The following is a 12,123-nucleotide window of genomic DNA, read 5'->3' as shown; positions in this document are numbered from 1 at the left end:
AATTATGAATGAGAAAGTTGATAATATAATAGAAACTAAGAGTTTTAACTTTGCTGTAAGAATTATTCGTTTATATAAGCTATTAATACAAGAAAGAAAAGAATTTGTATTGAGTAAACAATTGTTGCGCAGCGGTACGGCAATAGGTGCTTTGGTCAAAGAAGCAATAAATGCTGAAAGTAAAGCGGATTTCATTCATAAACTTGGTATAGCTCAAAAAGAATGCGGAGAATCTATATATTGGATAGAACTACTTAAAGAAACAGAATTCATAGATAGCAAAGAGTTCAATGCTATATTTGATGATGCAAATGAGATTTTGAAAATTCTTCGGAGTATCATTATTTCATCAAAGAAAACGGTAATTAATTCATAATTCATAACTTATAATTTATAATTGCTTATTAATGCTGGCAAAAAGAATTATACCTTGCCTTGATGTAAAAGACGGGACTACAGTAAAAGGAACTAACTTTGTCAACCTTCGCGAAGCAGGCGACCCCGTAGAGTTGGGTGTACGCTATAGCGAGCAGGGTGCCGATGAACTTGTCTTTCTGGATATTACAGCCTCGCATGAAGGACGTAAGACGTTTACCGACTTGGTAAAGCGTATTGCTGCCAATATAAGTATCCCTTTCACTATTGGCGGTGGTATCAACGAATTGTCGGATGTAGACAGGCTATTGAATGCCGGTGCTGACAAAGTATCTGTAAACTCTACAGCGATAAAGAACCCTGAAATTATAGAAGAAATAGCGAAGAACTTCGGTTCGCAGGTATGTGTCTGCGCTATAGATGCCAGTCTGGAAGATGGTATATGGTCTTGTTATACAAGCGGCGGGCGCAACAAGACCGACAAGGAACTATTCTCTTGGGCTAAAGAAGCCGAAAACCTGGGCGCGGGAGAAATCCTCTTTACCAGTATGAACCACGATGGGGTAAAGACCGGCTATGCGAACGAAGCCCTCCGTCAATTGTCCCAATCGCTGAATATTCCGGTTATAGCTTCGGGTGGTGCGGGTAATATGCAGCATTTTCGTGATGTCTTTGTAGATGGTAAGGCCGATGCGGCGCTTGCAGCCAGCGTTTTCCACTTTGGAGAGATCGCTATCAAAGATTTGAAAGATTACTTGAGGAGAGAAAATATAAACGTGAGGTAATTCGCCGTAAGAGTGGATGTGAATGTCAGAGCCTGTTTCAATTTTAGCGAAAATTTTTATTACAGGTTCATGTCAATAGTTCTTAGCAATTTTTTTATGCTCTTTTTAGCGTCTATTTGGCTCCGCCGATTTTCAATTCCCTTTTTACTCTTGGTTTAGCCCGCTAATTAGCTCCGCTGACCGTTGGTTCTGCTAGCAAAAATGATAAAATCCATCTAAAAATAGCTATAAAAAAGATTTGCTATAAAATTTAAACAGACTCTTCACAGTACATGACAAAAATTATTCAAATACGATTTGGAGACGATGTAGGGGCAGTGGCTTGTCCCTGCCCGCTTGTCATCGTTTACGGGCACCCACAAGGGGATGCCCCTACAGCAGGATATAAAATTTTGTCATGTACTTAGCAGTTTCTTACTTTTTTCTTGCGAATTTATCTATATATGAGTAGGAGGTAGGGGCAAGGGGATGCCTGTCCAAAATTATTGAAACAGATAAATTCTACTCTTATGAACAACGAAAAGGTAACACTAAAAAACGGATAAAAGAAGTGTCACTTTTGTCACTTTTTGGAATCAAAGCCTCTCGCAAAGCCATTATAATGGAAGAAGGCAGGGGCAATCCCTTGTGGTTGCCCACAGTTGCAGCGAACGGGCAGGGACAAGCCGCTGCCCCTACATGCTGTCGTTTGGTAAATTAAACATATAATTCATTAATAGAAACATGGAACTTGATTTCGATAAAGTAAACGGACTTATTCCTGCCATAATACAGGATAACGAAACCAATAAGGTGCTGATGTTGGGATACATGAACGAGGAATCCCTGAAAAAAACACAGGAAACGGGAAAGGTAACATTCTTTAGCCGTACCAAACAGCGTCTTTGGACAAAAGGGGAGGAGAGTGGCAACTATCTGAACGTAGTCAGCATAAAAGACGATTGTGACCACGATACCCTTCTGGTAAAGGTAAATCCGGTTGGGCCAGTATGCCATACGGGTGCAGATACCTGCTTTGAAGAAGAGAACAAAGAAGATATCCTGTTTCTGAAATATTTGCAGCACTTTATCGAAAAACGCCACAGGGAAATGCCCGAAGGTTCGTATACTACTTCACTATTCCAGTCCGGCATCAACCGCATGGCACAAAAGGTAGGAGAAGAGGCTTTGGAATCTGTTATAGAAGCATGTAACGGTACCGATGACCGTTTGATTTACGAATCTGCCGATATGCTCTATCATCTGATTGTACTGTTAGTATCGAAAGGGCTGAGCATCGAAGACCTGGCAAGGGAACTTCAGAAAAGACATAAAAAATAATTTTGCTGGTTGTTTAAGCAAAAGTATCAGATAGTTGTTTAACTGTTGTAACAGTAAGATTATGGATACAGAAAAAGATATAATTGTAAAATACGAAGGCGTTGACCTGGAACTTGACGGCAATACTATCCTGAGCGATATCAACCTGACTATTCGCGAAGGCGACTTTGTATACCTCATTGGTAAAGTTGGTTCGGGTAAGAGTACCCTGCTGAAAAGCATGTACCATGAGGTATCTTTAGAGAAAGGTTCCGCACGCGTAATGGATTACTACATGGAGACCATAAAGAAGAAACAGGTGCCTTATCTGCGTAGGAAAGTGGGTATTGTCTTTCAGGATTTCCAGTTGTTGATAGACCGTTCGGTAGCAAAGAACCTTGAATTTGTGCTGCGCGCCACCGGTTGGAAAAATAAGGATCTGATGGATCTGCGTATTAGTGAAGTACTTACTCAGGTAGGTATGCAGAATAAAGGGTATAAGATGCCACACGAATTATCGGGAGGCGAGCAGCAGCGTATAGTCATCGCGCGCGCTTTGCTCAACTCGCCTGAAATCATACTGGCCGATGAACCTACAGGTAATCTCGACCCCGAAATGGGAAGCCAGATCGTACATTTGCTGCATACAATCGCCGAGGGCGGTACGGCAGTTTTGATGGCAACGCATAACTATGCGGTTGTCCAGCGTTATCCCGGGCGTATCGTCAAGTGTGAAGACGGCTATCTGAAAGAAGTAAAAGGCAGCCAGGGGAGTTAAATTATAAGATAAAAAGAGGGAGAAAATGGAAATCAGGAATCTAGACTTGTCAAGTCATAGTGAGTTAGCTTTTGTAGCAAATCTATACATAGAATCTTTTCCGCTAAGCGAACGGCGGCCGGTGGAGGATATGTTGGACTTATACAAGGGCGATACTCCTTTTGTGATATCAGTAACGGTTGAAGACGGGCGATTAGTCGGATTCCTTACCTATTGGGATTTGGACGGGTTTATATTTGCCGAGCATTTTGCTATCTCTCCCGGGTTCAGGAATGGCGGTTACGGGCGTAAGGTTATGGAACTGTTTATGCAGGTACCCAAGCCCATTATTCTGGAAGTAGAGTTGCCCACAACAATATTGTCGGAGCGCCGTATTGGCTTTTACCAGCGCCTGGGCTTCAGGCTTTGGGAGAATGTGCAGTATCAGCAACCGGCTTACCATCATGAAGGGAACGCTATTCCGATGAAGCTGATGACATACGGCGATATGAATGTAGAGCGCGACCTGATTGATATCAGAAGCCAGATATACAGTGTAGTTTACAACTGCTGAGATAAGGTTATACGAAACGGAGTGAAGTATCTCGTTTGACATACGCGATGCTTCACTCCGTTACCAATGACAGGATATATTATTCGATGATTATCTCATCTACAAATACAAAAGAAGGGTGTCCTTTTCCCGCATGCCAGTCTGGTATCGGGTTCGTTACCTTAGCCGTAACTTTTACATAACGGGCTTTTTCTGTTGGGAATTTTGCAACCAGATCAACTATTCTGTCATCAGGGTTACTCTCGTCCAGCACCGGATATTTCTCATCGAATACCTGCTTATAGTCTTTGTCATTGTCGGAAACAGCGATGCTATATTCAGTTGCGCCGAATACCCACGAACCGGGACTGATGAACGTCCCTATTGTTACATTCGAAATATCAACAGGCTCTTTCAGGTCAACAGTGGCCACAAAATCATCTTTATGGAAACCCAGCCATTCCCCATCGCTAAACGAACCTCCACCTTTTTTGGCATTTACCAGAACCGGTGCGCCGCCATAGATATAGTTTTTATGGGGCTCGTTTTGTAGTCTGACATCTTTGAATGTAGCCTTGTTGAAACCAAAAGAGGCAGTGTATTCCTTGCTCTTTTCGCCTTTACGGATCGCTACAGCCCTGATTTGGGTACTGCTGTTTACCTCTAGTTGGTTTTCATATTTCAGGCTTTTTTCGGTAGGTTCGCTGCCATCAAGTGTGTAATATATAGGAGCATTATCATACGTGAACAGGCTTATGTGGATGGTTCCTTTTGCCGGCTCATCAGTTATCTTAGCCGCGATGTCTGTTATATGAGTTGCATAGTTGTATCCGAGCTTTTTATAGAGTTCCATTAATTTAGCCAGCCGTGGCAGGAACTTTTCATAGTCTTTCTTTTCAGGCGTTACCCATTGTATTTCGCTCAGCGCGGCCATACGTGGCAATACCATATATTCCACATGTTTTGAGTCTTGTATGTACTCAGTCCACAGGTTGGCTTGTGTTCCTATGATATATTTGCTTTCTTCTTCTGTCAGTTCCTTCGGTACAGGGTCGAAGCTATATACTTTCTCAACAGGAACATAGCCCCCGATACCCAGAGGTTCATCTTTCGTGTCGTCAGTCTGGTAATAATCGAAATAGAGGTACGAGGTAGGAACCATTATAGCATCGTGTTTCATTCTGGCTGCAGCTATACCACCTTCTGTACCCCGCCAGGACATCACTGTGGCATTAGGGGCTACTTCTCCGTCGAGTATTTCGTCCCAGCCGATAATCCGGCGGCCTTTGCTGTTCAGGAATTTTTCTACCCGCGACATTACGTAGCTTTGCAGCATGTCTTCTTTTGTATGCTTGGCATTGCCTTTCAATCCGAGTTGCCTGATCTTAGCCTGGCATTTCGGGCATTCCTTCCAGCGCGTTTTCGGGCATTCGTCACCCCCTATATGTATATACTGGGAAGGGAACAGCTCTATTACTTCCGAAAATACATTTTCGAGGAATGTATATGTTTCTTCATTTCCGGCACAAAGCACATCATCGAATATGCCCCATGTTTCCGAAACCTTGTAAGGTCCACCTGTACAGCCCAGATTAGGGAATGTTGCAAGTGCGGCCAGCATGTGCCCCGGAAGGTCTACCTCCGGTATTATTGTTATAAAGCGTTTGCGGGCGTAATCTACAATCTCCTTTATCTCGTCCTGAGTGTAGAATCCTCCGTAAGGTTTGCCGTCATAATTTGCCGAATTCCGTCCAATAACGGTTTGCGCGCGTTGCGAGCCTGTTTTGGTTAGTTCGGGATATTCCTTTATTTCTATCCGCCAGCCTTGGTCATCTGTAATGTGCCAGTGAAAACGGTTGATATTGTGCAATGCCAGTATGTCTATATACTTTTTGACGAATTCGGCAGGGAACATGTGGCGTCCTACATCGAGCATCATACCTCTGTAGCCGAAGCGGGGAGAATCTTTGATGTCTATGCCCGGAAATGTGACAATATTTTGTGAGGCATCGGCAGGTATCGATTTACGCAATGTCTGTACACCGTAAAATGTGCCTGCCGCATCGGAACCGTTAATAACAATCTGCTTGCTATTCACATTCATATTGTACGATTCGGCTTTGTCTGCCTGATAATCGGCTTTCAATACTATTATGTTTTCGTCAGCCGCTTCATCCGTTACTCTCAAGGTTAATCCGGTGCTAAGTTTGATATACTCGGCAAGGAATTCCGCTGTTTGCTTCTGGATTTCATCTCCTTTCGGATAACTGATTTTGGTATCGCCGTTTAGCGTAAAGCCGGTATCATCTGTTTTTGTAATACTTTGCGGTAGTGGTATTACATCGTAGTTGGCTTCAACAGGTGTTTTTGTATCGCATCCTGTTAAGAAGATTCCTGTTAAGACGAAACAGGCAATCGCTTTGAGTGTTTTTTTCATGGTCATAAATAAGTTAGGTTTCAGAAATATAAAGATACAATAAATACAAAGAAGGGTCTTTGTGTTGCAGTAAATGTTTAGGGCAACGCATCAAAATCGGATATTTTTTAATAGAGTCTGTTGACCTGAACCTGTAATAAAAATGTTCGTATAAAATTTAAACAGGCTCTTAGTCTTCAAAGATAATCTTATTATCTCCCAGTTCCTTTATTTTAGCCAGTGATTCCACATCGATGCCAAGTTCGCGCAGGCGGCGGCCTCCTTCCTGAAAACTCTTTTCGATAATGAAGCCCATCCCGTAGAGTTCGGCGCCCGATTGCCTGATGAGGTCGTATACACCCACAGCGGCATTCCCGTTGGCAAGGAAGTCATCAATAAAAACCACCTTGTCGTCCTTTGTCAGGAAGTCGCCGCTTACCGAAACCGTATATTCCCTGTCTTTGGTAAAGGAGTGTATGGTCGTAGACAACATATTTAACATGGTTTTAGGCACGGCTTTCTTTACGAATACCACAGGGAGTTCGAGCAGGTAGCCCAGCATGATGGCAGGCGCTATGCCACTGGCTTCTATCGTCACAACTTTATTGATTGGAAGATTTCCAAAACGGCGTACAAATTCTACACCTATCGATTTCATCAGGATAGGATCCATCTGATGATTGATAAAACTATCTACTTTGAGGATTCCTCCGGCAAAGCTCTTTCCGTCTTTGAGAATACGGTCTTTTAATAATTTCATGGCTTTAATACTTATTCTTTAATACGGATAACCACATTAGCTATAATAGCGACAACACCCCCGGTGGTAATACCGGATGAAAATATGCCGCTTATAGTAGCAGGCATCTGAGAGAGGATATTGGGTACCAGTTCAACGCCAAGCCCGCAAGCAAAACTAACGGCAAGAACAAGGATGGCTTTCCTGTTTATATTCTGCGATGCTATAATACGCACCCCTGAGGCGGCAACGGTACCAAACATCAGCAGTGTGGCGCCACCCAGAACAGGCTCGGGCATAATGGAAAATATACCTCCGATAAACGGAAAGGCGCTCAGTATGACCAGAAATACCGCTATGTAATAACCTACGCGGCGGCTGGCAACCCCGGTCAGCTGTATAAGCCCGTTGTTCTGCGCGAATATTGAGTTGGGGAAAGAGTTGAACACTCCTGCAACAGCAGAATTGATTCCATCGGCCAATACTCCGCCCTGCACACGTTTCAGGAACTTAGGTCCTTCGATAGGTTCGCCCCCGATCATCGAGTTAGCCGTAATATCGCCATAAGCTTCGATAGATGTGATGAAGTAGATAAGGGCGACTGCGATGAACGCCGACAGGTCAAAGCTCAATCCGTATTTGAATGGCTGCGGTATCGTGATAGCGCCAAATTCCCCCATCTTGCTGAAATCGACCCATCCCATAGAGTATGCAACCACATAGCCGATAACAATCCCTATTATAATGGAACTCATACGGATATATTTGTTCTTTATACTGTTCAGCACTAGGATAGAAACCAACACAAGGGCGGCAAGCCCCAGATTCTGCAAACTACCGAAGGATCTTTCTCCCTCTATACCCATCGCGTTGTAACCTCCGCCGCAAGAGATAATGGCAACTTTGATAAGGGAAAGCCCGATCATTGTTACCACAATGCCGGAAACAAGCGGGGTTATTATTTTCTTTGTATATTTCAACAAGCGGCTCACAATCATTTCCACCGGCGAAGCGGCGATACATACTCCGAATATGGCGGCAAGGATAGCGGCTTCGCCCATATCTCCCTTAGCCGCGAAGCTGGCTGTTAACGCGCCTATAAACGAAAAGCTAGTACCCTGGATGCATAGCAGGCCACATCCTACAGGGCCGAAACGGCGGCATTGTATAAATGTGGAGATACCCGAAGCAAGCAGTGCCATAGAAACGAGGAAACCTGTGGTTTCGGTGCTGAAATTAAGTGTCTGCGAAATTATCAGGGGAGGAGTTATAATAGCCACAAAGATAGCCAGCAGATGCTGTAATCCCGCAAAGGCGGCTTCCTTGAAGGGTGGATTATCTTCTATCTGATAAATCAAATCTGTCTTTTGTATCGGTTGAATTATCTCATCCAACTCTTTCTCTGTCATCTCCATTCAAATATTCTTTTTTTTATTTCATTAACCCAGTGCCTTTGCCGAATCTATATTGAAGTTATAGGCTTCTCCGGCAGGGACAACCTCTCTGTGTACCTTGTTTATATCAATTCCTTCCTCTGTCCAGAGAAAAGGATAAAAGCTATACGTATAGTCGGGATGTAAAGCTTCTGCATCTTTTTGCCAGCCCTCCCACCTGAGGCCGGTATAGAAGTCATCCATATCCGTTTCGAAGCAGAATAGCAAAAACTGGCTGTAACCGATTTCCATAGGAATCCACTTTAACATATCGGGCGCGAAATAATACAGGTTGCCCATATCCTCGCCAAAGAAGCCGCCGTTTATAGCATAAAAGCCCCCGATAGCATCATCCGCTACCAGCAGGTATGGGGCAGGTTCTCCAAATGCAGAGAATGTTTTATTCAGATTCCAGTCGGGAAGTGTCCTTTTCATGCGGGCGCTACCCGAACCGAGTATGCGAATCCATCCGCTATCGATAAGCAAACCGCCTGTTTCGTAGATGATTGCGCCCATAAGGGAGCGGGTAGTTACTTGTGTGTCGATTAGTGATTTTTCGGCTCGTTGGCGCTCGCAAGGCAGTATTTCTACCTTGTTTTTGGCCACATCAATCCATTCTTTTACAATCGGCCAACCCGGGTCTTCTGTGTTTATAAGCTCTTGTAGTGTACGCATTAACACATTTCATTAGGGCAAAATCGTTATTATAGCACGATTTTTATTAAGGTGCAAAATTAGTATAATTATAGAAATATTCTAAGAGCCTGTTTAAATTTTAGCGAAAATTTTTATTACAGGTTCATGTCAATAGTTCTTAGCAATTTTTTTATGCTCTTTTTAGCGTCTTTTCCCCTTTTTACTCTTGGTTTAGCCCGCTAAACCGGCTAGCAAAAATGGTAAAATCCATCTAAAAATAGCTATAAAAAAGATTTGCTATAAAATTTAATCAGACTCTAAATAATAAGGAAAGAATAATATGTAACGAACAATTATTGATACAATGCCCCTACAATCAGCAAAGCTAAAATAAATGAAGTCAAAATTGTAACAAATCCCTTTCATTACCTATATGTAACCATCAATAATAGAATTAATTTATCAGGAACGAAACAAAAGTTTGCCTAATTGCAACAAAATGACTATATTCAACAAGGAATTGATCGATCAGCCTCAATAACGGATATGACTATGAGCATAAAAGACTGTAAGGCCTGATTATTTTCAGTTACAGATACACATATATAGAGTTCAAACAGTACATATTTTATAGATAAATTACCATTGATTACAACAGGTGGTTTCTATCTATAAGCAGATATTATTTTTTTAATATAAAACATGACCCATTTACCTTCCATAATAAGTGATTTGGCTTTTATTCTAATGGTTGCCGGAATTATAACTGTCGTATTCAGATGGTTAAAGCAACCTTTAGTTTTGGGATATATAGTAGCAGGATTCCTGACAGGACCTCATTTCAGTTTCTTCCCCACTGTTACCGATACAGAGAATATCGGTATATGGGCTGAGATTGGCGTCATATTCCTCCTGTTTGGTATGGGTTTCGAATTCAGCTTCAAAAAACTGATAAGTAACGGAAAAACAGGTTTTATAACTCTCCTGACGATTATTGTCGGCCTTGGTGTATCCGGTTATTTTGTAGGCCTATGGCTCGGATGGGGAATGTGGAACAGCCTTATACTGGGCTGTATGCTGTGCCTGTCGTCTACCACCATTATTGTGAAAGGATTTGAAGACCCGAGATACAAAAATAAGCGTTTTACCGAAGTCGTATTCGGCATACTTATATTTGACGATCTGTTTGCCATCCTCGTTATGGTGTTTATGGGAACCATCGCTGTCAGCCGCCATTTCGAGGGTACCGAGATGTTGTTGAGCCTCGGCAAGCTGATCTTCTTTATGGTAGTGTGGGTCGTAGGCGGAATCTTCCTTATCCCAACCTTCCTGAAAAAAGCGAAGAAGTGGCTCAATGATGAAACCCTGTTGATAATATCCCTCGGGCTTTGTCTGGGGATGGTTGTCTTCGCCACAGAGGTAGAACTATCTTCTGCTTTAGGCGCGTTCATCATGGGTTCTATATTGGCCGAAACCGTCAAACTGGAAAAGATAGAAACGCTGACCAAACCGATAAAAGATTTCTTCGGGGCGGTCTTTTTCGTTTCGGTGGGGATGATGATGAACCCTGTTGTAATCAAGGAGAACTTTGTCAGCGTCATCGTCATTACCCTGGTTGTTCTGTTTGGTAAAGTGATTTTTACGACCTTGGGAGCACGCATGTCGGGTGAGTCAATGAAAGTCTCCGTTCAGTCAGGTTTCAGTATGGCTCAGGTGGGCGAATTCGCGTTCATTGTGGCAAGTACGGCTATTGCTTATCAGCTGGCCGACGGCTTTATTTATCCTATCATTATAGCAGTCTCTATACTCACAACATTTACTACCCCTTACTTTATGGCAGCCAGTACACATGTTTACGACTGGATGATGAAAACAGTACCGGACACATGGAGGCGGAATATACTGGAAAAAGATAAAAAACTGGAAACCCCGAAAGAGCAAAGCGACTGGAGCGAATTCCTGACGAATTATATTTCTATCGTCATCATTTTCATATCGTTATGTATTGCTGTAATTATCATTTCCATCAGCTTTGTTTCCCCGTTCATTAATGAGTATATAATAGATCCGTGGGGCGATATTATTTGCCTTACCATCACTTTCCTTGCCATATCGCCTATACTCAAAGGGCTTGTCTACAGAGGCGGTCAGCAGCCTTACCTTATGCTCCGGCTCTGGAAGCAAAATGTGAAGAACCGTTTTATACTTTCTTCCCTGATTGTTCTACGGTATGTCATCGCTCTTGGGTTTGTCTATTTTATCCTGTGGGATTTCCTGCATTTCCCTGACTGGGTATCGGTACTGGTAGCTATTCTGCTTATTATGCTTGTCCTCAGGTCGAAACACCTGCTGAAACTATACTGGAAGATAGAGTACCGGTTTATTGTAAACTTTAACCAGCGGATACTGGAAGAAAGAAGGCGGAATTCGTTAAAGCAGAACGGAGGAGTTGTAGCTTACGACCTTGATAATACGAACTGGATAGAAAGAAACCTGTTTGTCGGAAAATTTAAACTCGAACCCGGCTCCGAATATGAGGATAAGATGCTTAAAGAAACTGATTTCAGGAAACGATACGACCTGATTATCATTCGGGTAAGGAGGAATGAAGAAGAGCAGTATTTTCCGGATGGGGATTTTAAACTCCAATCGGGAGACTTGCTTCTGGTAGCCGGAAACATTGTACAGATCAACCTGCTTATGACCGTAAAAAACCGGATAAAAATGTACAGGAGTTCCCTGCGTACGATCCATGAGTTTTCGAAACAGCAGGATAACGACCCGCAATCCGGCATCAAATGTATATCCCTCATTGTTGAAGAAAATTCAGCACTGAACGGTAGAAGCCTTATTGAATTACAGATGAGTAATAAAAGGCAATGCTTTGTTGTAGGGCAGGAGAGTAACGACAGTGTAAGGATCAACCCTCCGGCAAATACTGTTTTCGCGGCGGGCGACACACTGTGGATAATAGGGGATAGGGAAAGTATATATGACTTTGTGAAAGAGAACCTTCATTTGTAAAATATGCGAATCAAGGGTTGCTTTGGGTTGCAGTATACTATTATAAATCAATCTTCTGTTTTGCAGTCAGGGTTCTAAGTCCACGAAGTGGGCTAATATGGATAAC

The 12,123-nt window shown here is 42.8% G+C and carries 11 protein-coding genes; 7 read left to right on the top strand and 4 right to left on the bottom strand.

The window, feature by feature from the left end:
• The first annotated feature begins 4 nt into the window (after positions 1 to 4).
• The 6 genes from D0T84_RS15385 to D0T84_RS15365 all read left to right on the top strand — a co-directional run bounded on the left by D0T84_RS15385 (position 5) and on the right by D0T84_RS15365 (position 3,790).
• The gene (locus D0T84_RS15385) at positions 5 to 376 is read left to right on the top strand and encodes a four helix bundle protein (RefSeq protein ID WP_163308748.1); all 372 of its coding nucleotides are present in this window, start codon (positions 5 to 7) and stop codon (positions 374 to 376) included.
• 31 nt (positions 377 to 407) lie between these two features.
• On the top strand, positions 408 to 1,160 hold the full coding sequence (gene hisF, locus D0T84_RS15380; RefSeq protein WP_163308747.1) for an imidazole glycerol phosphate synthase subunit HisF: 753 nt from the start codon (positions 408 to 410) through the stop codon (positions 1,158 to 1,160).
• A gap of 272 nt (positions 1,161 to 1,432) precedes the next feature.
• A complete protein-coding gene (locus D0T84_RS23020) occupies positions 1,433 to 1,567 on the top strand; it encodes a hypothetical protein (RefSeq protein WP_255495405.1) in 135 nt (44 codons plus the stop codon).
• Between the two features lie 316 nt (positions 1,568 to 1,883).
• Complete coding sequence (gene hisIE, locus D0T84_RS15375; protein ID WP_163308746.1) at positions 1,884 to 2,480, top strand: bifunctional phosphoribosyl-AMP cyclohydrolase/phosphoribosyl-ATP diphosphatase HisIE; 597 nt, start codon at positions 1,884 to 1,886, stop codon at positions 2,478 to 2,480.
• Positions 2,481 to 2,541: 61 nt separating this feature from the next.
• The gene (locus tag D0T84_RS15370; protein WP_163308745.1) at positions 2,542 to 3,237 is read left to right on the top strand and encodes a cell division ATP-binding protein FtsE; all 696 of its coding nucleotides are present in this window, start codon (positions 2,542 to 2,544) and stop codon (positions 3,235 to 3,237) included.
• A gap of 25 nt (positions 3,238 to 3,262) precedes the next feature.
• Positions 3,263 to 3,790, top strand: a complete 528-nt coding sequence (locus D0T84_RS15365; RefSeq protein WP_163308744.1) for a GNAT family N-acetyltransferase — start codon at positions 3,263 to 3,265, stop codon at positions 3,788 to 3,790.
• Between the two features lie 79 nt (positions 3,791 to 3,869).
• On the opposite strand, the gene D0T84_RS15360 is transcribed toward D0T84_RS15365, so the two are convergent.
• The 4 genes from D0T84_RS15360 to D0T84_RS15345 form a co-directional block, all read right to left on the bottom strand.
• Positions 3,870 to 6,206: a family 20 glycosylhydrolase gene (locus D0T84_RS15360; RefSeq protein ID WP_163308743.1), complete on the bottom strand. Its 2,337-nt coding sequence runs from the start codon at positions 6,204 to 6,206 to the stop codon at positions 3,870 to 3,872.
• Positions 6,207 to 6,375: 169 nt separating this feature from the next.
• A complete protein-coding gene (gene xpt / locus D0T84_RS15355; protein WP_163308742.1) occupies positions 6,376 to 6,945 on the bottom strand; it encodes a xanthine phosphoribosyltransferase in 570 nt (189 codons plus the stop codon).
• A gap of 11 nt (positions 6,946 to 6,956) precedes the next feature.
• Complete coding sequence (locus D0T84_RS15350; RefSeq protein WP_163308741.1) at positions 6,957 to 8,339, bottom strand: nucleobase:cation symporter-2 family protein; 1,383 nt, start codon at positions 8,337 to 8,339, stop codon at positions 6,957 to 6,959.
• 24 nt (positions 8,340 to 8,363) lie between these two features.
• Positions 8,364 to 9,032: a DUF2625 domain-containing protein gene (locus tag D0T84_RS15345; protein WP_163308740.1), complete on the bottom strand. Its 669-nt coding sequence runs from the start codon at positions 9,030 to 9,032 to the stop codon at positions 8,364 to 8,366.
• A 663-nt stretch (positions 9,033 to 9,695) separates the two neighbouring features.
• Here D0T84_RS15345 and D0T84_RS15340 point away from each other — a divergent pair.
• Positions 9,696 to 12,017, top strand: a complete 2,322-nt coding sequence (locus D0T84_RS15340) for a cation:proton antiporter (RefSeq protein ID WP_163308739.1) — start codon at positions 9,696 to 9,698, stop codon at positions 12,015 to 12,017.
• Positions 12,018 to 12,123 lie beyond the last annotated feature (106 nt).

The sequence above is a fragment of the Dysgonomonas sp. 521 genome (assembly GCF_010501055.1).
Taxonomy (GTDB): Bacteria; Bacteroidota; Bacteroidia; order Bacteroidales; family Dysgonomonadaceae; genus Dysgonomonas.
Note: the sequence above shows the minus strand (reverse complement) of the source record. Positions and strands in the feature narration are given on the sequence as shown.